Origin of the sequence: Enterobacter sp. FB (assembly GCF_000805795.1) — a bacterium.
GTDB lineage: Bacteria > Pseudomonadota > Gammaproteobacteria > Enterobacterales > Enterobacteriaceae > Enterobacter > Enterobacter roggenkampii.
Map to the genome: position 1 here is coordinate 824,672 of NZ_JSZC01000013.1, position 19,825 is coordinate 844,496.

The window sequence follows — 19,825 nt, forward strand, 5'->3', positions numbered from 1 at the left end:
TTATATTCAGGGTTAATATCCCGGTAGATAGTGAAAATGGCATTCACTGTTCTGAAAATAGAACGATGAGGATTTATGCAGGATCTCAATGACTTCGTCTGGTTTGTGAAGGTAGTGGAGTACGGGGGGTTTGCGGCGGCGGGAAGGGCGCTTGACCAACCCAAGTCCAAACTGAGCCGCAGGATCGCGCAGCTGGAGGAGCGGCTTGGCGTACGGTTGATACAGCGCACGACGCGGCAGTTTACGGTGACGGAAGTGGGGCACACTTTCTATCAGCACTGTAAGGCAATGCTGATAGAAGCAGAAGCGGCAGAGGAGGCCGTTGCTGCGCTGCAGGCTGAGCCGCGCGGCATCGTCAGGATCACCTGTCCCGTCACGTTACTGCACGTCCACGTGGGACCGATGCTGGCGCGGTTTATGGCGCGCTACCCCGGGATTAATCTCCAGCTTGAGGCCACCAATCGTCGGGTCGATCTTGTTGGCGAAGGTATTGATGTGGCTATCCGCGTGCGCCCGCGTCCGTTTGATGACAGCGATCTGGTGTTAAGGGTGCTGGCTGACAGGGGGCATTGCCTGGTGGCAAGTCCGCAGTTGATTGAACGTATGGGTAAACCGCGAATGCCTTCCGAGCTCAGTGAATGGCCTGGATTAAGTATGGGGGCCGGTAAACAGGTGCATAAATGGGAGCTCAGTGGTCCAGAAGGGGCGAAAGCGGAGATCCACTACGCACCGCGCTTTATTACCACCGACATGCTGGCATTGCGGGAAGCAGCGATGGCGGGCGTGGGCGTTGTACAGTTGCCGATATTGATGGTGAAGGAACAGCTTGCGTCAGGGGAACTGGTACGGGTGCTGGACGCGTGGGAACCCCAACGGGAAGTGATTCACGCGGTTTATCCTTCGCGGCGCGGCATGCTGCCGTCGGTCAGGACGCTGGTGGATTTTCTGACTGAAGAGTATGCGAAGATGGTGGAGGAGTAGCTTTTTGTAGGTCGGGTAAGCGCAGCGCCACCCGACATAAAGAGCGCAGGGAGTTTCAAGGTTCGAATTCCCCCCTTTCGGAGAATATAAAAGAAAAAAGCCCGTACTTTCGTACGAGCTCTCATCTCAAATATGGCGGTGAGGGGGGGATTCGAACCCCCGATACGTTGCCGTATACACACTTTCCAGGCGTGCTCCTTCAGCCACTCGGACACCTCACCATATTGTCATCCCGTTGTTGACGGGACGGGCGCTAATGTAAGGAAAAGCCGAACTGCCGTCAACTCACTTTTTCAGTAAATTAGCGTGTTTAGACAAACTTCAGGCAACATGATTCTTAATTGTGCTGAAAGCGTCTTTTTTATCAGCAACACAGCCGCGCAATAAATTTGTTATGCTGACAACCTCGTTAAAAAGCAAAATAAATCAGCGCAATAAAAGGCAGGAATGACTATGGATATACTTTTCTATCACCCCACGTTTGATACGGCCTACTGGATCGAGGCGCTCACGGCAGCTTTACCCGGCGCACGCGTTCGCGAGTGGAAGCGTGGAGATAACGAACATGCTGACTATGCGCTGGTCTGGCATCCGCCGGTAGAAATGCTCCAGGGCCGTAAGCTGAAGGCCGTTTTTGCCCTGGGGGCGGGCGTGGATTCCATTCTGAGCAAGCTGAAGGCGCACCCTGACATGCTGCCGGAAGCGATTCCCCTGTTCCGCCTGGAGGATACCGGAATGGGCCAGCAGATGCAGGAATATGCCGTCAGCCAGGTGCTGCACTGGTTCCGCCGCTTTGATGACTATCAGGCCTTTAAACAGCAGGCCCACTGGGAGCCGCTGCCGGATTACCGTCGCGAAGACTTTACCATCAGCATCCTCGGTGCGGGCGTGCTGGGCTCAAAAGTGGCTGAAGCCCTCGCTCCGTGGGGCTTCCCGCTGCGCTGCTGGAGCCGCAGCCGTAAGGACTATCCGGGCGTAGAGAGCTTTGCCGGAACGGATGAGCTTCCGGCCTTTCTGAACGGCACGCGCGTGCTGATCAATCTGCTGCCCAACACGGCGGAAACGGTAGGGATCATCAATGAAACCCTGCTCAACCAGTTAGCCGATCAGAGCTACCTGATGAACCTGGCGCGCGGGGTGCATCTGGTCGAGCCCGATCTGCTGAAGGCGCTGGACAGCGGAAAGCTAAAAGGCGCCATGCTGGATGTCTATAGCCGTGAGCCGCTGCCGGTGGAAAGCCCACTGTGGGCGCATCCGCGCGTGGCGATGACCCCGCACGTGGCCGCCGTGACTCGTCCTGCAGAAGCGGTGGCGTACATATCCCATACCATCAGCGAAATGGAGAAGGGTAACGCGGTCACCGGCCAGGTTGACAGACAGCGCGGCTACTGAGAGAAACCCGGCGTTCGCCGGGTTTTTGCTAATATTCGCCGCTGATAACTGCTATCCTTTGGAAAAACCGCAGAGGAGAGAGAGATGTATCCCGTTGACCTGCATATGCACACCGTCGCCAGTACCCACGCGTATAGCAACCTCCATGATTATATCGCCCAGGCGAAGCTGAAAGGCATTAAGCTGTTCGCGATCACCGATCATGGTCCGGACATGGCGGATGCGCCGCACTACTGGCATTTTGTGAATATGCGGATCTGGCCACGTCTGGTGGACGGCATTGGGATACTGCGCGGCATCGAGGCGAATATCAAAAATACCGACGGTGAGATCGACTGCACCGGGCCGATGCTGACGTCTCTGGATCTTATCCTCGCCGGTTTCCACGAGCCGGTTTTTGCACCTCAGGATAAAGAGACCAACACCGCGGCGATGATTGCCACCATTGCCAGCGGCAATGTGCACATTATCAGCCACCCCGGCAACCCGAAGTACCCGATTGATATTCAGGCTGTCGCGCAGGCGGCAGCGAAGCACCGCGTGGCGCTGGAGATTAACAACTCCTCCTTTGTTCACTCGCGCAAGGGCAGTGAAGCCAACTGCCGCGAAGTGGCCGCCGCCGTACGCGATGCGGGCGGCATGGTGGCGTTGGGTTCGGATTCCCATACCGCCTTTACGCTGGGCGATTTCAGCGAGTGCCTGAAAGTGCTCAATGACGTTAACTTCCCGGAAGCGCAAATCCTGAACGTGACTCCCCGCCGCATGCTCGATTTCCTCGAATCGCGCGGCATGGAGCCGATTGCCGAATTTGCCGATCTTTAATTGTGTAATGGAATAATAAAAATGAACGAGTTTTCCATCCTTTGCCGCGTGCTGGGTACGCTCTATTATCGCCAGCCGCAAGACCCGCTGTTGGTTCCGCTCTTTACGTTAATTCGTGAAGGTAAGCTGGCGGAGAACTGGCCGCTGGAACAGGATGATTTACTGGCGCGTCTGCAAAAAAGCTGCGACATGCAGCAGATTGCGACCGATTACAATGCGCTGTTCGTCGGCGATGAGTGCCGCGTTTCGCCATACCGTTCTGCCTGGCAGGAAGGGGCGACGGAAGCGGAAGTCCGTGCTTTCCTCTCCACGCGCGGTATGCCGCTGAGCGATACGCCTGCGGATCATATCGGTACGCTGCTGCTGGCCGCTTCCTGGATTGAAGATAACGCCGGGGATGATGAGAACGAAGCTATCGAAACGCTTTTCGAAACGTACCTGCTGCCGTGGGTCGGAACATTCCTTGGGAAAGTCGAAGCCCACGCCGCCTCGCCATTCTGGAGAACGCTGGCACCGCTGACCCGCGACGCAATTGCGGCGATGTGGGATGAGCTGGAAGAAGAGAACGAAGAGTGATTTAGATCACATAAATCCTGCAACGACGCATTTCAATTTGCACATAATGTGCTTCTGATCGCATTTCTATGGTGCGCTTCTGCTAAGATGCGCGCCATGAACATATTACTTTGTATCGCAATAACAACGGGCATTCTCTCCGGGCTCTGGGGATGGGTGGCCGTATCTCTCGGATTGCTCAGCTGGGCTGGATTCCTTGGCTGTACGGCCTATTTCGCCTGCCCGCAGGGGGGCGTCAAAGGGCTCTTTATCTCAGGCTGCACGCTGATGAGCGGGGTTATCTGGGCGCTGGTGATCATGAAAGGCAGCGCGCTGGCGCCGCATCTGGAGATGCTGGGGTACATTATGACGGGCGTTGTTGCCTTCCTGATGTGTATTCAGGCTAAGCATCTCCTGCTTTCGTTTGTGCCGGGCACCTTTATCGGGGCGTGCGCGACCTTTGCAGGGCAGGGTGACTGGAAGCTGGTGGTGCCTTCCCTGGCGCTGGGGTTGCTGTTTGGCTATGCCATGAAAAACAGCGGTCTTTGGCTGGCGTCGCGGCGGGAAAAAGCGCAAGACATCACGGCGGTGAGCGAATAAAAAAAGGCGAGATAATCATCTCGCCTTTTTTATGCGCTTCCTGTCAGGATTCCGGAGGGACTGACATATCGCGGTATTTCACCAGTATCGGGTTCTGCACGTCTGCTTTGTTTTGCAGATCCCACAGCCCGCGGTCAATACCGTCGTTGATTAAGAAGATCACGCCGGTTTCAATGGCCGACATCAGACACATCATGACCGGCTCGTTAGAGGTGTAGCCAATTTCACCCTCCAGCAAACGCTGGTAATCGATGAAGCGGAATACCCCTGCCTGAACTTCATAAGACAGGATGGTTTTGCTGGTGTTCACCGAAGAGAGCACTTCGCCTGTACTGACGTTGACCACACGCAGGTTAACGGCGATTTGGTCGAGCTGGTACTGGGTATCCGCACCGATACCGAAGTACCGCGCGCCCGCACCACCCGATTTAACGTTACTTTCGTAACCAATAATCGATCCTTCAATCATCACGTTCGCTGCCGCCAGAGATTCCAGAGGCGTGCGGTTATTGGCCGCGACGGTACCATTCTCCTGTGCGGCACGAATGATTTTCCGTTCATTCAACAGGTTCTGAAGACCCTGACGTTCCAGCGGAATAAACCAGCGCGAATCCTTGAGCGCGGTAACCAGCATAGCGGTGGCGCTTTGCGGCACGGCCGTGGAGAAGTTACTTGCCGGGTAAGGCTTAAATTGCCCGGTTTCATCCTGAATGTTGTATACGGAGACAAATATTTTCCCCGTTGGAGCAGGTAAATGCGTTAAATCACGATAACTCTGGGCCCGAGGCATTAATGTTGGTTTTGCAGCTTCTTTAGGTGGAGCAGTTAAACAACCGCTCAATAAGCACACTGCAACAAATATCAGGAAGCGCTGCATGATCGTTGTCCTTATTTAGCTATTGTTTAAAAGTCAGTTGAATTACTTTGTAGACCGGAAACCTGAATAGTGGAGATCCTTCCGGTTTTACGATCGGTCACGTTCAGCTGAAGCTGTCCATCAGTGTTGGCGATATCAACGATAAAATCGTTGGTCACCATCCGGCCGGGTTTGCCGGTATTAATGTTGGTCAGTAACCCGCCTAAAATCTGCGACTGGATAGCCTGAGTGAAGTTGTCCAGTGCGGATGGGGTATCAACGCTAAAATCCTTTAAGCTTGGGTCCTTATAGGAGTTTTGCGCCTGCGCTTCATTCAGCAGAAAGGCGCCGTTGTTAGGGTTACCGCCAAAGTTAGGGTTACGGAACTGAAACGTCATATTTCCGGCCCAGCTTATAGGTGTTATTAGCATTATCGAAACAACTGCATATGCAATACGCATGACAGCCTCCGCATATCGGTTCGCTAGAACTCGTCTTTAGCTAAATCGCTGGTGCTTAATAGGGCTTTATCTATTTGCAGGCGATTAATAGCGTCTTCTGATTGGGCCAGTGCCAGGGCTACGTTTTTATCGAAGTCCATTTTAGTGGGGAATAAAAACGTTTGATAAATAACGTACTGATTGGCCGTTATTGTTATCCAACTTCCCCATCGTGCACTGGGCCGCTCGTTGATTGTTATATTTCCGGTATAAGTACTGTCCCATTTGTCACTGAAGGCTCGGTAAAAACTGTGCCCGACCGATGAGACAGTGTGGTCAGTTAACAATCCGGGAACTTCGACCTCGACGGCCTTCAGATTCCCGGCAGCGAGCAGGAAACTCGCTGCGGCGATCCAACTCAACGTGCGCTTCATGTGATTAACGCCTGAGGTTATCGTTTGCCCACGAAACCGCCTGAGTTCGGTTTTTTACAGCTATCTTCTTGAAAAGATTATAAAGGTGCGTCTTTACCGTATTTTCGCTGATAAATAACGAACGGGCGATTTCAATATTTGAAGCACCAATGCGTAACTTATTCAGGATCTCTTTCTCACGGTGCGTGAGCAGTGCTGACTCTGAGCTGTTATAGCGATAATTTCCGGAGTGCGTGATGAGGTAGCTGGCCAGCTTTTGCGAAAAATAACACTCTCCGCGCAATATGCCTTGCAGACCCTCAACTACCCGGTCTTCTTCTTCCGTGACGTAGAACACGCCATTGATATGCGGCCAGCTTTCAATATCCCTGAAAGGATATTCATCAGGCGTATTCAATAATAGCACGCGGATATTATTGTTTTTCCTGCTTAAAATATCTTGCCAGTAATGGATGAGCTTTTTATCAGCTTCCATCATATCGAACAGAATGATGCTGCCAGGTGCAATATCATCAAAAGAACGTTGAATATTATGCAATTTCCCGTTCAGTGATAAAGATTGCTTTAAATGTTGTAATAACGCTGTCGCTTGCAAAGAAGGTTTTGTGATCAACAGTAATGTATGACCATGTAAACTATGGACTTCATTATACATGATGAAACCCCACTTTTTTTTGGCACCTGGCAGCTGTCCTCCTGTTTAATAGAGGACACCAGAAGTACTGACAGATGTTGCACTGCTGTGTGTAGAATCAGACCATAACCTCCACGGGGAGGTAAATATAAAACCAATTTCGTACATCTAATTTCAATCTAGCTTTTACGAAGTTTAAAGCAAGTGTTAAACATGTAACCGAATGTAAAAATCAATATTAATTTGTGAAAATCACTTGTGATGAATGGCGAGAAATGATGAGAAAGTTGTACATCTAAATAGAGGTGCACAGTTTTTAAAAATCATACAAATATTTATATATCATTGATTTTTAAGTATATTTGTTATTTTATGTGAACGATAAAACAGTATGAGGTACAGATTATTTCTAAGCCCATAAATGCGCGGTTGTCTGGCTTAAGAAAACGGGCTTCGTGTCACGACTGTGAAAAAGTGTCCTTCTGCTGTTACGTTTAAACAACGCGAGAAGACGCGTGGACAGCCTTCGCCTCGTTGTACAACCTGATTGCTGGACAGGGGAAATAAAAAATATAAGCTGGCCTGAGTAAAGTGATTTTTGTCGTAAATTACGACTTTGTGGTGATCCGAAAAATAAAAATAAGCCGCGCGGGTGAGATATTTAAAATGTTTCAGCGGACATACTCTTCACCGTAACGACGCGTTAACACAATATGCATCGTTTTTACAAGTAACACGGTTATAGGTTATGGCGTGATTAAATAACCAGGTCCAGGGTGACAACATGAAATACACATCGTTATTTATGGTGTTTACATTACTGGGTGCGCCTGGATTTGTAACCGCAGCGAATTCAGATTTAGCCAATGCTGAATATAATTTTGCGGTTAACGAATTAAGTCTTTCATCACTCAATCAGGCAGCCATTATTGGTCAACAGGGTGTTTTTAATGACGCTCAGGTTCGCCAGGAAGGTTCAAAACTCTTGTCCATTGTTTCACAGGATGGGGCGGGCAACAGAGCAAGAGTTGATCAATCAGGGAGTTACAATATAGCCTGGATCGATCAGAGCGGTACCGCGAATGATGCAGGTATTACGCAAGAGGGATACGGTAATAGCGCGAAAATTATCCAGAAAGGGTCGGGTAATAGAGCAAATATTACGCAGTACGGTACGCAGAAAACCGCAGTTGTAGTGCAGAAACAGTCGCAAATGGCGATTAACGTTATTCAACATTAGCGCATTCGCGACGATTTTAATCAATCCGATGGGGGTTTACCATGAAATTTCTCAAAGTGGCAGCGCTTGCAGCAATCGTAGTTTCTGGTAGTGCTATGGCGGGTTCTATTAATCAGGGCGGCTGGGGTCATGGGCATGGTCATGGCGGATACAGTGGCCCAAATTCAACCCTGAATATTTATCAGGACGGTGGCGGTAACTCCGCGGTTGCTCTGCAGACAGACGCCAGAAATTCCGTGCTGAATATTACCCAGAAAGGTGGCGGTAACGGCGCTGACGTTGGTCAGGGTTCTGATGACAGTAAAATCAACCTGACCCAGAAAGGATTTGGCAACAGTGCAACACTGGATCAGTGGAACAGCAAAAAATCTGTTATGAACGTTAACCAGTCCGGCGGCTTTAACGGCGCCCTCGTCGACCAGACTGCCTCTAACTCTACTGTTAACGTTACCCAGATTGGCTTTGGTAACCACGCGACAGCTCATCAGTACTGATACTGAAATCTGTGCTACAAAAAAACAGGGCTGATGCCCTGTTTTTTCGGGAGTACATCATGAATACCTTAATTCTTCTTGCCGCGCTTTCCAGCCAGATAACTTTCAAAACGTCGCAGCAGGAAAATATGACCACCATTATTCCTCAGGTCACCCTGGCGCAGCCGTGTGATTGTCAGGTTCAGATTGTTTCCGTTCGGGAAGGGCAGGGCGGACAAAGTTCGTCCCGACAGCAAAATACCCTTTTTATACCCGCTAATCAGACGATTGATTTAATGCGCCTGAGTTTAAATATTAATGCGGGAGACACGGTAAAAATCGTTGTCACCGTTTCAGACGGTAAATCGCTTCATTTATCTCAGCAGTGGTCGCCAGCGGAACGTTCGCTTTAATCATTCATGAAATCAATGTGTTGCGAATGTGGCGGGTCTGTGCCGTTGAGCTATGCTGATATCAGGGATCAGGTCATTATGTTCCTTAACGTGAGACTTCGTTTGTCATAATGAAGTGCGTTTACCCCTCAAGGACGATTTTCATTGAGGAGTACCGATAATGAACCACTCTTTCGCTCGACTCGTGACGGGTCTGGGCCTGATTGTTTCTGTTTTTAGCCTCCCGGTTTATTCGGCTACCATTGTGAACGGTGGCGTTATTCATTTTCGCGGTGCCATTGTTGCAGACCCCTGTGAAGTTACGCCGCAGCAGAGACAGTTTGCTATGTCCTGTCCGGATAATAATCGTATGCAAACGCGCATGGTCAGTTATGAAGAGGCGCTTAATGGCAAAGTGTCCGATTCAGATCTGGTGTCGCTCCGCATGAAATACCTTAACCCTGAAAAAACGCTCGCGGTTGTCGAAATCCAGTATCGATAGCGCTCTCTCTTCCGCTTTGTGCGGAAGAGGATTTTTTCTGATAGTTTTTTCTCCCGGGCAGCCCTGCGATACACTTAATAAAAAGGCGGGTTGCAGAGGGGCTTTATGAAACCGCAAATTGAAGTTATTCATGGTGATATTACGACCATGCACGTCGACGTCATCGTCAATGCGGCCAATCCCTCCCTGATGGGGGGAGGCGGTGTGGACGGGGCTATCCACCGGGCTGCCGGACCGCAGCTGCTGGAAGCCTGCAAAACCGTACGGCAACAGCAGGGCGAATGTCCTCCCGGCCATGCGGTCATTACGCTTGCGGGCGATCTGCCTGCCAAAGCGGTGATCCACGCCGTAGGGCCTGTCTGGCACGGTGGCGATCGGCACGAGGCGAGTATTCTGGAAGAGGCTTACCGGAACTGTCTGCGGCTGGCTGCCGACAACGGCTATAAAACAATGGCGTTCCCGGCCATCAGTACGGGGGTGTATGGCTATCCTAAGGCGGCTGCCGCTACGATCGCCGTCGATACCGTTTACCGCTATCTGTCGCTAAAACCGATGCCTGAGAAAGTAATCTTTGTCTGTTTCGATGAAGAAACCACCCACCTTTATCAACGGTTGCTGACCCAGCGCGGGCAGGAACTGGAGACCTGAAGCAAACGCGGCGCACTGAGTGCGCCGCGGTTGTTTATGAGGCTTTTACCTGAGGTTTTCCTGAGAAGAGGAAACGCAGAAGCGGGATCCGCAGATGGATTTCATAGAGCACGATCGCAATCCCCACGACAAACACCAGACCGGTAAAGAAGCCCAGCGTGTTGGAGGCGATATGCGGGGTGATGTAAGCCCCGAAGAAGAGCGTGAGCGGGTGATGCACCAGATAAATAAACAGCGACGCATTCACGAAGTAGGTCACGCGGCTGGACTTAAAGTTCAGCAGGCGGTGGCCGAGCGCGAATACTACGTTCACCATCCATAAACCCAGCAGCATGGTGATCACGCTTTCCGTTTCGTACATCCAGGCGTCACCGCTCCCGTAGCGCTGGTTCAGCAGATAGGCCGCGAACGCGATGGCCGCACCCACAGCACACCACGGTGACGGGGTAGTAAACAGCGCTTTCAGCTTTGGGTAAATAAACGCCAGCGCGCCAATTAAAAAGAACGGAATGTAGAAAAGGGACTGCATCACCACAAAATTAAACAGGCCGTCGCTCAGTATCGGTGGATAGACGATAAACAGGATGCGTCTCACCGCGGCGTAAGCGATACCCAACAGCAAGAAGAGCACTGACAGTTTGCCCAGCGTAACGGTGGCGAAAAAGGCGTCAGCTCTCGAACTCAGGTGGTGACGCAGGCGGCTGAAAATGAACAGGCTCACCGTAGTGAGCACCACCAGGACCAGCAGGAACCACAGGTGAGACACCAGCTCCCAGACCAGCGTATTGTACTTTTCATACAGTGACAGATTCGGCCAGTTTTCCGCTTTGCCTTTGACGTACTGCAGCATAATGAACTGAGGCAGCGTCAGTAGCGGAATCGCGGTCAGCATGGGGATCCCCACGCGCTCGACGCGCACCTTCCACCAGCGTTTAAGCGGGTATCGCAGAAACAGCATGTAAGAGAAATAGCCGGAGATGACAAAAAACACCTGCATACGGAAGGCGTGAATAAAGTCATTAAACAGCGTCAGCCACCAGGAGGGCATCTGGCTATTCACATGCCAGGTGTGGCTGGAGTAAATCAGTGATATGTGAAAAGGGATCCCCAATAGCATCAGCCATGCCCGGATCGAGTCGAGGAAATATTCACGTTCTGTTGGTGTTGTGCTCATATAACGTTGTGCATTCTCAGACTTTTCGTCTTATCCCTAAGACTCATAATGGTTACATTCGAAAGCAACCCTACACCAAGACCGACACCCTGTCTCCAGGATAAGCACGCAAAGTGAATAATGGGTTCTTTCATTTGCTTAATCCATGAGCCAGCAGCTGAACAAAGCAGTGATAATGTTGTCGGATTGCCTGAGTTTCCATTAAAATGGATCGGATCGATATAAGCACACAAAGGGGGAAGTGCTTACTTATTATGAAACATAAACCACAGATGATGAAAATGCGTTGGTTAGGTGCTGCAGTGGTGTTATCACTGTATACCTCATCGGCACTGGCCTTTAACATCGACGATGTCGCAAAACAGGCAAAATCGATGGCTGGCAAGAGCTACGAAGCGCCGAAAAGTAACTTGCCCTCCGTTTTCCGCGATATGAAATATGCGGACTATCAGCAGATCCAGTTCAATCACGACAAAGCCTACTGGAGCAACATCAAGACCCCGTTCAAGCTTGAGTTTTATCATCAGGGTATGTATTTCGACACGCCTGTTGCCATCAACGAAGTGACGGCCACAGCGGTACGTAAGATCAAATACAGCCCGGATTACTTCAATTTTGGCAATGTGCAACACGATAAAGATACGGTGAAAGACCTGGGCTTCGCAGGCTTTAAGGTGCTTTACCCGATCAACAGCAAAGATAAAAACGACGAAATCGTCAGCATGCTGGGTGCCAGCTATTTCCGCGTGATTGGCGCGGGGCAGGTATACGGGCTTTCTGCGCGCGGACTGGCGATTGATACCGCGCTGCCATCAGGTGAAGAATTCCCACGTTTCCGTGAATTCTGGATTGAACGTCCAAAACCTACGGATAAACGTCTGACCATTTACGCGCTGCTGGATTCACCGCGTGCGACCGGCGCCTATCGCTTTGTGATTATGCCGGGTCGTGACACCGTGGTTGACGTGCAGTCCAAGGTTTACCTGCGTGATAAAGTGGGCAAACTGGGCGTTGCACCACTGACCAGCATGTTCCTGTTTGGGCCGAACCAGCCGTCTCCGGCCACTAACTTCCGCCCGGAACTGCACGACTCCAACGGTCTGTCTATTCATGCCGGTAACGGAGAGTGGATCTGGCGTCCGCTGAACAACCCGAAACATCTGGCGGTGAGCAGCTTCGCGATGGAAAATCCGCAAGGTTTTGGCCTGCTGCAGCGTGGCCGTCAGTTCTCACGCTTTGAAGATTTGGACGACCGCTATGACCAGCGTCCAAGCGCCTGGGTCACGCCAAACGGTGACTGGGGTAAAGGTAAGGTTGAGCTGGTTGAGATTCCAACCAACGACGAAACCAACGATAACATCGTGGCTTACTGGACGCCGGATCAGCTGCCGGAAGCCGGTAAAGAGATGAACTTCAAGTACACCATCACCTTCAGCCGCGACGAAGATAAGCTGCATGCGCCGGATAACGCGTATGTGATGCAGACTCGTCGTTCAACGGGTGATGTGAAGCAGTCTAATCTTATCCGTCAGCCTGACGGTACCGTGGCCTTTGTCGTGGACTTTACAGGCCAGGATATGAAGAAACTGTCACCGGACACCGCCGTTGCCGCTCAGGCCAGCATCGGTGATAACGGTGAAATCGTTGAGAATACCGTGCGTTACAACCCGGTAACCAAAGGCTGGCGTCTGACCCTGCGCGTGAAAGTGAAAGATCCGAAACAGACCACTGAAATGCGTGCTGCGCTGGTCAGTAACGATCAGCCGCTGAGTGAAACCTGGAGCTATCAGCTACCTGCCAATGAATAATACATCTGAATATATTGATGCCATGCCGCTGACGGATATCGAAAAAGCGGCACTGCCTAAGAGCGACATCCGCGCGGTTCACACCGCGCTGGATGGTGAACATCGTCAGTTTTCCCGTGATGATGATACGCCGCTGGGGTCAGTAAAGGCACGTCTGGAGCAGGCCTGGCCGGACTCGCTGGCAGAAGGGCAGTTGATTAAAGACGACGAAGGGCGCGATCAGCTTCAGGCGATGCCGAAGGCCACGCGTTCCTCAATGTTCCCCGATCCGTGGCGCACCAACCCGGTGGGCCGCTTCTGGGATCGCCTGCGCGGGCGTGATGTGACGCCGCGCTATCTGTCACGCCTGACGAAAGAAGAGCAGGCTTCCGAACAGAAATGGCGTACCGTGGGGACCCTCCGTCGCTACATCCTGCTGCTGTTGACGCTGGCGCAGACGGTCGTCGCGACCTGGTATATGAAAACCATCCTGCCGTATCAGGGCTGGGCGTTCATCAATCCGATGGACATGATGGGCCAGGATCTCTGGGTCTCCTTCATGCAGCTGCTGCCGTATATCCTGCAGAGCGGCATCCTTCTGCTGTTCGCGGTTCTCTTCTGCTGGGTCTCGGCCGGTTTCTGGACCGCGCTGATGGGCTTCCTGCAGCTGCTGATGGGGCGTGACAAATACAGTATTTCGGCGTCAACGGTCGGGGATGAACCCCTCAATCCTGAGCACCGTACCGCGCTGATTATGCCTATCTGTAACGAAGACGTTGACCGCGTGTTTGCGGGCCTGCGTGCCACCTGGGAGTCCGTGAAGGCCACCGGCAACGCGGAGCATTTCGACGTTTACATCCTGAGCGACAGCTACAACCCCGATATCTGCGTGGCAGAACAAAAAGCGTGGATGGAGCTGATTGCAGAAGTGCAGGGCGAAGGACAGATCTTCTACCGTCGCCGCCGTCGTCGTGTGAAGCGTAAAAGCGGTAACATCGATGACTTCTGCCGCCGCTGGGGTAACCAGTACAGCTACATGGTGGTGCTGGATGCTGACTCCGTCATGAGCGGTGACTGCCTGAGCGGTCTGGTGCGTCTGATGGAAGCCAACCCGAACGCGGGTATCATTCAGTCTTCGCCAAAAGCGTCCGGTATGGACACGCTCTATGCGCGCTGTCAGCAGTTCGCCACCCGTGTTTACGGGCCGCTGTTCACGGCGGGCCTGCACTTCTGGCAGCTGGGTGAATCCCACTACTGGGGTCACAACGCCATCATCCGCGTGAAGCCGTTCATTGAGCACTGTGCGCTGGCGCCGCTGCCGGGCGAGGGTTCGTTTGCCGGCTCTATTCTGTCGCATGACTTCGTAGAAGCGGCGCTGATGCGTCGTGCTGGCTGGGGCGTCTGGATTGCCTACGACCTGCCGGGATCGTACGAAGAGCTGCCGCCGAACCTGCTGGACGAGCTCAAGCGTGACCGCCGCTGGTGTCACGGTAACCTGATGAACTTCCGTCTGTTCCTGGTGAAAGGGATGCACCCGGTTCACCGCGCGGTGTTCCTGACGGGCGTGATGTCTTATCTCTCCGCACCGCTGTGGTTTATGTTCCTTGCGCTCTCCACAGCGCTGCAGGTCGTGCATGCCCTGACGGAGCCGCAATACTTCCTGCAGCCGCGCCAGCTGTTCCCGGTGTGGCCGCAGTGGCGTCCGGAACTGGCGATTGCGCTGTTTGCCTCCACCATGGTGCTGCTGTTCCTGCCTAAGCTGCTTAGCATCATCCTGATCTGGTGCAAAGGCTCGAAAGAGTACGGCGGTTTCTTCCGCGTGACCCTTTCACTGCTGCTGGAAGTGCTGTTCTCCGTGCTGCTGGCACCGGTGCGTATGCTGTTCCACACCGTGTTCGTGGTCAGTGCGTTCCTGGGCTGGGAAGTGGTCTGGAACTCACCGCAGCGTGATGACGACTCCACGCCGTGGAGCGAAGCCTTTATGCGCCATGGTTCTCAGCTGCTGCTGGGTCTGGTGTGGGCGGCCGGGATGGCGTGGCTGGATCTGCGCTTCCTGTTCTGGCTGGCGCCGATTGTCTTCTCGCTGATCCTGTCGCCGTTTGTCTCCGTCATCTCCAGCCGTTCGACGGTGGGGCTGCGGACCAAACGCTGGAAGCTGTTCCTGATCCCGGAAGAGTATTCCCCGCCGCAGGTGCTGGTAGACACCGATCGTTATCTCGAGCAGAACCGCAATCGCACGCTGGATGACGGCTTTATGCACGCCGTGTTTAACCCGTCATTCAACGCCCTGGCGACGGCAATGGCGACGGCGCGTCACCGTGCCAGCCAGGTGCTGGAGATTGCCCGCGATCGTCACGTTGAGCAGGCGCTGAACGAGACCCCGGAAAAACTCAACCGTGACCGTCGTCTGGTCCTGCTGAGCGACCCGGTTACGATGGCGCGTCTTCACTACCGCGTTTGGTCCGCTCCGGAGAGATACTCTTCGTGGGTAAACTACTATAAAGAACTGAAGCTGAACCCGCTGGCGTTGAAGGCGAAGTAAGTGGTTAAGTAGGGCAGGTAAGCGAAGCACCTCCCGCCAACTAAAATACCGGCATAATCGCCGGTATTTTTTTAGAGGTTACTCATGAGAATCATCATCGTCGTTCTGATGGCATGCCTGCTCAGCGGCTGCGGCAGCATCATCAGCCGCACCATTCCAGGGCAGGGCCACGGGAATCAGTATTACCCGGGTGTGAAATGGGATCTCCGAGACTCCGCATGGCGCTACCTCACCGTGCTGGATCTGCCATTCTCGCTAATTTTCGACACGCTGCTGCTGCCGATAGATGCCAGCCACGGCCCTTACGAGTAGCGTAAATTAACGCTCGTCCCACTCATCGGCTGCGGTTTGACCTTCTTCCGTATCCAGCGGTGGCTCGAGCTGAAATTCGCCCTCATCCCACTCGTGCAACGTGTTCTCTTCCAGCCATTCCTGCCGCAGTTCGATTTCATCATAGTCACCGTTAAAGACGGCCTGCGCACCTTCACCGCTCAGGACCGGCAGGCATTCCCCTTCTTCACCTTCATCGGCAAAGAATTCGGCCTGCCACATAATATCCCCATCCTGCAGAACGTATTTCTGGATATTAAGTTGTTGCACGTCAGCATCTTCTTCTTCAACGCCGGGGTTGTCGGCGAGGAACTCTTCACGAGCGGCATCAATAGCTTCTTCCAGCGTGGCGTACATGGTCATTGGTGTCTCCCTGTTTTCCAGAAGGTTTCAGGGAAAGAATAGCTTAATATCCGATTCTGCAAGTATGAATGCGAAAATAAGCGTCAGGCGTTCGTCTTATTCCGCCACTGGCCGTAGCGCGCGGGATAAACTGAACCACGAATAAATTGCATTAAACAGTACCACGCCCGCCGTCACGATAAAGACGGCGCGAAAACCGAAGCTGGCGGAGATGCTCGCCCCGAGAAGCGGTCCGGTGACGTTACCGATGTCGCGAAATGACTGGTTATAGCTGAAGATCCGCCCGGCAATCTGGTTCGTGGAGTTGTAAACCAGCAGGGTCTGTACGGCGGGCAGCAAGGCCCCGTCTGCGGCACCAAGCAAAAAGCGAAGTAAGCCCAGCTGCCACGGAGAGTGCACCATCGACATGGGGATCAGCAGCAGGACGGAGATCACCAGCGCACAGATCAGAATTTTTTCCGGACCGACGCGGTCCCCCAGTTTCCCCAGCCTCGGCGCGCTAAGCAGCGCCGCCACCCCGGGCACGGACGCAATCAGCCCGCTGATAAACGCGATATTGCTGACGTTCCCCGCCAGATCGCGAACGTACAGCGTGAGGATAGGGGCAATCGATCCGGTTGCGACCTGAATAATCAGGGTCGTCACGAACAGGCTCAGCACCAGTCTGGGATTTTTAAGCGAGGTCAGCACCTCCCTGGCGTGTAGCATCTCTTTCTTCGCAACGGGCGTGAAGTTTTCCCGAATACAGAGCAGGGTGACAACAAAGCAGAGGAACAGCACGCAGGCGGTGATAAAGAACACCGGACGCAGGCCATAGCTATCGGCCATGAGTCCGCCGGCCAGTGGCCCCAGCAGGGCACCGCTTACGCCGCCGGTTGAGAGTGTGCCCAGCGCCCAGCCGCTCTTATGGCGAGGAATTTGCGTGGCAATCAGGGCATTGGCATTGGGAATAAATCCTCCCAGCAAACCCAGCAACGCGCGCAAAATCAGGAACTGCCAGACGTTCTGCGCCACGCCCATCAGCGCCATGATAATGGCCATCCCCAGCGCCGAGCGCAGCAGCATGATTTTACGGCCCTTGCGGTCGGCAAGGCCGCCCCAGAAGGGCGAGGCTATCGCGGAGAACAGGAACGTGATGCTGAATACCAGGCCGGACCACATATTGAGCGCGCTATGGCCCGTCACGCCCAGCTGTTCAACATAGAGCGGCAGAAAAGGCATGACCAGGCTAAACGCCGCGCCGGTGAGAAAACAGCCAAGCCACGCAACCGTGAGGTTACGCTTCCAGTTTATGGGGGCATCTGAAGGTGACATAACAATCCGCATAATGAGGTGCTGAGCACCTGAAGCAAGAAGTAATAAGCCTGCTAATTATGCGCCTGGGTTATGATTGCCGCAATGAGGGGGAGCTTTTAAAGCTAAAACAGGATGCGACCCTGGGGATCGCATCCTGAAAATCAATAGCGGGACGGCGTGCCTTTTGGCCGCGTTTTAAAGCGGCGGTGCAACCACATGTACTGCTCGGGTGCGAGCATGATGCATTTCTCTACGATACCGTTCATCCAGCGCGCGGTGGTTTCTGCATCGTCAAGCGGCGGCGCGAGTTCCGGTTCCAGCATCATCAACTCGTAGCCCGAACCGTCAGGCTTGCGGCGGGGAACAAAGGGTACGATGGCGGCTTTGGACATCCGCGCCAGCATCCAGGTACCGGTGGTTGTGGCGGCCTCTTCAACGGCGAAGAAGGGGACAAAAACGCTGGCCTGTGGGCCATAGTCGTGGTCGGGGGCATACCAGACCACTTCGCCGGATTTCAGCGCACGGATCATTCCCTTCAGATCTTTACGGTCGATCATGCTTTTGTTGGAGCGCATGCGGCCATTGGTCTGGATTAAATCGATGACCGGGTTATCGTTAGGGCGATAAACGCCAATGCCGGGCGCCTGCATGCCGAACATACGCGCCCCGATTTCCAGCGTCAGAAAATGGACGCCGATCAGCAGAACGCCCGTCTGGTTGGCCTGAAGCGTATGTACAGGATCCATGCCGGTTCCCGTTACCTCGCTCCAGCGGGCCATGCGTTTGTCCGGCCAGAACCACGCCATGCCGGTTTCCATAAGGCCCATCCCAACGGATTCGAAATTCTTCGCGACCATATTGTGACGCTCTGAGTCGCTCATCTGCGGAAAACACAGCTCAAGGTTGCGGTACGCGATTCTGGCGCGACGCTTCATAAACAGCTGTGCGAAACGGCCCAGAAATTTACCCAACCGAAAAATAACAGGGTAGGGAAGCTGTACCAGAAGCCATAAAAAGCCGATGCCAAGCCAGGTCAACCAATAGCGGGGATGCAAAAGGGCGGCAGTAAATTTTGGTAACTGGGTCATGTCTTTCCTGTGTTCAAACGTCCTGTTTCGCTAGTGTCTCATTTTTTGAGGCGTAGCCAAAATATCTGCTTTCGAAGCGTGCACGAATACAGCAATTGTTAATCCTGATTAATCAGGGTGTGTGAAATGTAGCGTAAATTGTGTGGATGTAAATTGGTTTTGTTTGCTATATGATGCCGACCGATTTTTCATTCTCTCTAACGACTCCAGGACTGTACACCATGCCAGTGTTACACAACCGCGTTTCGAACGAGATGTTAAAAGCGCGTATGTTGGCTGAAACCGAACCGCGCACAACCATCTCATTCTATAAATACTTCACGATCGACGATCCGCAGGCGACCCGAGATGCGCTTTATCAGGCGTTCACGGCGCTGAACGTCTTCGGCCGCGTCTACCTTGCCCGTGAAGGCATCAACGCGCAGATTAGCGTACCGGAAAGCAAAGTCAGCGCCTTCCGCGACGTACTTTATCACTTTGATCCGGCCCTTAACGGCTTACGCCTGAACATTGCCCTGGATGATGACGGGAAATCCTTCTGGGTGCTGCGCATGAAGGTGCGTGAACGCATCGTGGCGGACGGTATCGACGATCCGGAGTTTAACCCGGCGGACGTCGGTGAATATCTGAAGGCGGCGGAAGTGAATGCGATGCTGGACGATCCGGATGCCGTGTTCATCGATATGCGTAACCACTATGAGTATGAAGTGGGGCATTTCGAGAATGCGATGGAGATTCCGGCGGATACCTTCCGCGAGCAACTGCCGAAAGCGGTTGAGATGATGCAGGAGCATAAAGATAAAAAGATCGTTATGTACTGCACCGGCGGTATCCGCTGTGAGAAAGCCAGCGCGTGGATGAAGCACAACGGCTTCAATAAAGTCTGGCACATTGAAGGCGGCATTATTGAGTACGCTCGCCGAGCCCGTGAACAGGGGCTGCCGGTACGCTTTATCGGGAAAAACTTTGTCTTTGACGAGCGTATGGGTGAACGTATTTCGGATGACGTCATCGCCCAGTGCCACCAGTGCGGCGCGCCGTGCGATACCCACACCAACTGCAAAAACGACGGTTGTCATCTGCTGTTCATTCAGTGCCCGGCCTGTGCCGAGAAGTTTAACGGTTGCTGTAGCGAGTTATGCAGCGAAGAGAGCATCCTGCCGGAAGAAGAGCAGCGTCGCCGTCGCGCAGGACGTGAAAACGGCAACAAGATTTTCAATAAATCTCGCGGTCGTCTGAATACCAAACTGGGTATCCCTGACCCGGAATGATAATA

At 53.1% G+C, this 19,825-nt stretch carries 22 protein-coding genes and 1 tRNA gene; 14 read left to right on the top strand and 9 right to left on the bottom strand.

The genetic code is table 11. The features are described 5' to 3' along the window. The first annotated feature begins 75 nt into the window (after nucleotides 1-75). Nucleotides 76-981 carry a LysR family transcriptional regulator gene (locus PI91_RS10760; RefSeq protein WP_039266123.1) on the top strand — a complete coding sequence of 302 codons (906 nt, stop codon included), beginning with the start codon at nucleotides 76-78 and terminating at the stop codon, nucleotides 979-981. Between the two features lie 133 nt (nucleotides 982-1,114). On the opposite strand, the gene PI91_RS10765 is transcribed toward PI91_RS10760, so the two are convergent. Next, nucleotides 1,115-1,202, bottom strand: a tRNA-Ser gene (locus PI91_RS10765). A gap of 232 nt (nucleotides 1,203-1,434) precedes the next feature. On the opposite strand from PI91_RS10765, the gene ghrA reads away from it, so the two are divergent. From ghrA to PI91_RS10785, 4 genes are all read left to right on the top strand, one after another. Beyond that, nucleotides 1,435-2,373 carry a glyoxylate/hydroxypyruvate reductase GhrA gene (gene ghrA / locus PI91_RS10770; RefSeq protein WP_039266124.1) on the top strand — a complete coding sequence of 313 codons (939 nt, stop codon included), beginning with the start codon at nucleotides 1,435-1,437 and terminating at the stop codon, nucleotides 2,371-2,373. An 84-nt stretch (nucleotides 2,374-2,457) separates the two neighbouring features. After that, nucleotides 2,458-3,195, top strand: a complete 738-nt coding sequence (locus PI91_RS10775) for a phosphatase (protein WP_008500850.1) — start codon at nucleotides 2,458-2,460, stop codon at nucleotides 3,193-3,195. 21 nt (nucleotides 3,196-3,216) lie between these two features. Then, entirely contained in the window at nucleotides 3,217-3,771 is a 555-nt protein-coding gene (locus tag PI91_RS10780) for a molecular chaperone (RefSeq protein WP_021240794.1), read from the top strand. A 96-nt stretch (nucleotides 3,772-3,867) separates the two neighbouring features. Further along, nucleotides 3,868-4,350 carry a DUF1097 domain-containing protein gene (locus tag PI91_RS10785; RefSeq protein WP_072203727.1) on the top strand — a complete coding sequence of 161 codons (483 nt, stop codon included), beginning with the start codon at nucleotides 3,868-3,870 and terminating at the stop codon, nucleotides 4,348-4,350. Between the two features lie 43 nt (nucleotides 4,351-4,393). Here the strand turns inward: PI91_RS10785 and csgG are convergent, their stop codons facing one another. The 4 genes from csgG to csgD are packed head-to-tail and all read right to left on the bottom strand — an operon-like array spanning nucleotide 4,394 to nucleotide 6,735. Further along, the gene (gene csgG / locus PI91_RS10790) at nucleotides 4,394-5,227 is read right to left on the bottom strand and encodes a curli production assembly/transport protein CsgG (protein WP_008500847.1); all 834 of its coding nucleotides are present in this window, start codon (nucleotides 5,225-5,227) and stop codon (nucleotides 4,394-4,396) included. A gap of 26 nt (nucleotides 5,228-5,253) precedes the next feature. Continuing rightward, a complete protein-coding gene (csgF, locus tag PI91_RS10795; RefSeq protein WP_008500846.1) occupies nucleotides 5,254-5,667 on the bottom strand; it encodes a curli production assembly/transport protein CsgF in 414 nt (137 codons plus the stop codon). A 23-nt stretch (nucleotides 5,668-5,690) separates the two neighbouring features. Further along, entirely contained in the window at nucleotides 5,691-6,080 is a 390-nt protein-coding gene (gene csgE / locus PI91_RS10800; RefSeq protein WP_008500845.1) for a curli production assembly/transport protein CsgE, read from the bottom strand. Nucleotides 6,081-6,084: 4 nt separating this feature from the next. Next, a complete protein-coding gene (gene csgD, locus PI91_RS10805) occupies nucleotides 6,085-6,735 on the bottom strand; it encodes a biofilm master transcriptional regulator CsgD (RefSeq protein ID WP_021240790.1) in 651 nt (216 codons plus the stop codon). Nucleotides 6,736-7,498: 763 nt separating this feature from the next. Here csgD and csgB point away from each other — a divergent pair. The 5 genes from csgB (at nucleotide 7,499) to ymdB (ending at nucleotide 9,969) form a co-directional block, all read left to right on the top strand. Further along, the gene (csgB, locus tag PI91_RS10810) at nucleotides 7,499-7,954 is read left to right on the top strand and encodes a curli minor subunit CsgB (protein ID WP_008500843.1); all 456 of its coding nucleotides are present in this window, start codon (nucleotides 7,499-7,501) and stop codon (nucleotides 7,952-7,954) included. 41 nt (nucleotides 7,955-7,995) lie between these two features. Beyond that, nucleotides 7,996-8,448: a curli major subunit CsgA gene (gene csgA, locus PI91_RS10815; RefSeq protein WP_023292803.1), complete on the top strand. Its 453-nt coding sequence runs from the start codon at nucleotides 7,996-7,998 to the stop codon at nucleotides 8,446-8,448. 59 nt (nucleotides 8,449-8,507) lie between these two features. Then, a complete protein-coding gene (csgC, locus tag PI91_RS10820) occupies nucleotides 8,508-8,840 on the top strand; it encodes a curli assembly chaperone CsgC (protein WP_023343744.1) in 333 nt (110 codons plus the stop codon). Between the two features lie 160 nt (nucleotides 8,841-9,000). Continuing rightward, nucleotides 9,001-9,321, top strand: a complete 321-nt coding sequence (locus PI91_RS10825) for a type 1 fimbrial protein (RefSeq protein WP_008500840.1) — start codon at nucleotides 9,001-9,003, stop codon at nucleotides 9,319-9,321. Nucleotides 9,322-9,426: 105 nt separating this feature from the next. Continuing rightward, the gene (ymdB, locus tag PI91_RS10830) at nucleotides 9,427-9,969 is read left to right on the top strand and encodes an O-acetyl-ADP-ribose deacetylase (RefSeq protein WP_023327094.1); all 543 of its coding nucleotides are present in this window, start codon (nucleotides 9,427-9,429) and stop codon (nucleotides 9,967-9,969) included. A 34-nt stretch (nucleotides 9,970-10,003) separates the two neighbouring features. On the opposite strand, the gene mdoC is transcribed toward ymdB, so the two are convergent. Then, on the bottom strand, nucleotides 10,004-11,143 hold the full coding sequence (gene mdoC / locus PI91_RS10835) for a glucans biosynthesis protein MdoC (protein WP_008500838.1): 1,140 nt from the start codon (nucleotides 11,141-11,143) through the stop codon (nucleotides 10,004-10,006). Between the two features lie 254 nt (nucleotides 11,144-11,397). On the opposite strand from mdoC, the gene mdoG reads away from it, so the two are divergent. The 3 genes from mdoG to PI91_RS10850 all read left to right on the top strand — a co-directional run bounded on the left by mdoG (nucleotide 11,398) and on the right by PI91_RS10850 (nucleotide 15,784). Then, nucleotides 11,398-12,951, top strand: a complete 1,554-nt coding sequence (gene mdoG / locus PI91_RS10840; RefSeq protein WP_021240787.1) for a glucans biosynthesis protein MdoG — start codon at nucleotides 11,398-11,400, stop codon at nucleotides 12,949-12,951. Next, nucleotides 12,944-15,472, top strand: a complete 2,529-nt coding sequence (mdoH, locus tag PI91_RS10845; protein ID WP_023292800.1) for a glucans biosynthesis glucosyltransferase MdoH — start codon at nucleotides 12,944-12,946, stop codon at nucleotides 15,470-15,472. The genes mdoG and mdoH overlap by 8 nt, the downstream gene beginning before the upstream one ends. Nucleotides 15,473-15,556: 84 nt before the next feature. Continuing rightward, the gene (locus tag PI91_RS10850; protein ID WP_008500835.1) at nucleotides 15,557-15,784 is read left to right on the top strand and encodes a YceK/YidQ family lipoprotein; all 228 of its coding nucleotides are present in this window, start codon (nucleotides 15,557-15,559) and stop codon (nucleotides 15,782-15,784) included. 6 nt (nucleotides 15,785-15,790) lie between these two features. Here PI91_RS10850 and PI91_RS10855 read toward each other — a convergent pair whose 3' ends face one another. From PI91_RS10855 to PI91_RS10865, 3 genes are all read right to left on the bottom strand, one after another. Next, nucleotides 15,791-16,165, bottom strand: a complete 375-nt coding sequence (locus PI91_RS10855; RefSeq protein WP_039266125.1) for a MysB family protein — start codon at nucleotides 16,163-16,165, stop codon at nucleotides 15,791-15,793. A 96-nt stretch (nucleotides 16,166-16,261) separates the two neighbouring features. After that, on the bottom strand, nucleotides 16,262-17,479 hold the full coding sequence (gene mdtG, locus PI91_RS10860; RefSeq protein ID WP_021240779.1) for a multidrug efflux MFS transporter MdtG: 1,218 nt from the start codon (nucleotides 17,477-17,479) through the stop codon (nucleotides 16,262-16,264). Between the two features lie 143 nt (nucleotides 17,480-17,622). Next, complete coding sequence (locus PI91_RS10865; RefSeq protein ID WP_008500832.1) at nucleotides 17,623-18,549, bottom strand: Kdo(2)-lipid IV(A) acyltransferase; 927 nt, start codon at nucleotides 18,547-18,549, stop codon at nucleotides 17,623-17,625. Nucleotides 18,550-18,770: 221 nt separating this feature from the next. On the opposite strand from PI91_RS10865, the gene PI91_RS10870 reads away from it, so the two are divergent. Beyond that, nucleotides 18,771-19,820: a rhodanese-related sulfurtransferase gene (locus tag PI91_RS10870; RefSeq protein ID WP_021240778.1), complete on the top strand. Its 1,050-nt coding sequence runs from the start codon at nucleotides 18,771-18,773 to the stop codon at nucleotides 19,818-19,820. Nucleotides 19,821-19,825 lie beyond the last annotated feature (5 nt).

Bases quoted from the DNA above. Each gene is read 5' to 3' on its own strand.
- csgC (WP_023343744.1), top strand. From the start codon at position 8,508: ATGAATACCTTAATTCTTCTTGCCGCGCTTTCCAGCCAGATAACTTTC.
- csgA (WP_023292803.1), top strand. From the start codon at position 7,996: ATGAAATTTCTCAAAGTGGCAGCGCTTGCAGCAATCGTAGTTTCTGGT.
- csgD (WP_021240790.1), bottom strand. From the start codon at position 6,735: ATGTATAATGAAGTCCATAGTTTACATGGTCATACATTACTGTTGATC.
- csgG (WP_008500847.1), bottom strand. From the start codon at position 5,227: ATGCAGCGCTTCCTGATATTTGTTGCAGTGTGCTTATTGAGCGGTTGT.
- mdoG (WP_021240787.1), top strand. From the start codon at position 11,398: ATGAAACATAAACCACAGATGATGAAAATGCGTTGGTTAGGTGCTGCA.
- csgE (WP_008500845.1), bottom strand. From the start codon at position 6,080: ATGAAGCGCACGTTGAGTTGGATCGCCGCAGCGAGTTTCCTGCTCGCT.
- ymdB (WP_023327094.1), top strand. From the start codon at position 9,427: ATGAAACCGCAAATTGAAGTTATTCATGGTGATATTACGACCATGCAC.
- csgB (WP_008500843.1), top strand. From the start codon at position 7,499: ATGAAATACACATCGTTATTTATGGTGTTTACATTACTGGGTGCGCCT.
- PI91_RS10865 (WP_008500832.1), bottom strand. From the start codon at position 18,549: ATGACCCAGTTACCAAAATTTACTGCCGCCCTTTTGCATCCCCGCTAT.
- csgF (WP_008500846.1), bottom strand. From the start codon at position 5,667: ATGCGTATTGCATATGCAGTTGTTTCGATAATGCTAATAACACCTATA.
- mdtG (WP_021240779.1), bottom strand. From the start codon at position 17,479: ATGTCACCTTCAGATGCCCCCATAAACTGGAAGCGTAACCTCACGGTT.
- PI91_RS10825 (WP_008500840.1), top strand. From the start codon at position 9,001: ATGAACCACTCTTTCGCTCGACTCGTGACGGGTCTGGGCCTGATTGTT.
- mdoC (WP_008500838.1), bottom strand. From the start codon at position 11,143: ATGAGCACAACACCAACAGAACGTGAATATTTCCTCGACTCGATCCGG.
- mdoH (WP_023292800.1), top strand. From the start codon at position 12,944: ATGAATAATACATCTGAATATATTGATGCCATGCCGCTGACGGATATC.
- PI91_RS10850 (WP_008500835.1), top strand. From the start codon at position 15,557: ATGAGAATCATCATCGTCGTTCTGATGGCATGCCTGCTCAGCGGCTGC.
- PI91_RS10870 (WP_021240778.1), top strand. From the start codon at position 18,771: ATGCCAGTGTTACACAACCGCGTTTCGAACGAGATGTTAAAAGCGCGT.
- PI91_RS10760 (WP_039266123.1), top strand. From the start codon at position 76: ATGCAGGATCTCAATGACTTCGTCTGGTTTGTGAAGGTAGTGGAGTAC.
- PI91_RS10780 (WP_021240794.1), top strand. From the start codon at position 3,217: ATGAACGAGTTTTCCATCCTTTGCCGCGTGCTGGGTACGCTCTATTAT.
- ghrA (WP_039266124.1), top strand. From the start codon at position 1,435: ATGGATATACTTTTCTATCACCCCACGTTTGATACGGCCTACTGGATC.
- PI91_RS10775 (WP_008500850.1), top strand. From the start codon at position 2,458: ATGTATCCCGTTGACCTGCATATGCACACCGTCGCCAGTACCCACGCG.
- PI91_RS10855 (WP_039266125.1), bottom strand. From the start codon at position 16,165: ATGACCATGTACGCCACGCTGGAAGAAGCTATTGATGCCGCTCGTGAA.
- PI91_RS10785 (WP_072203727.1), top strand. From the start codon at position 3,868: ATGAACATATTACTTTGTATCGCAATAACAACGGGCATTCTCTCCGGG.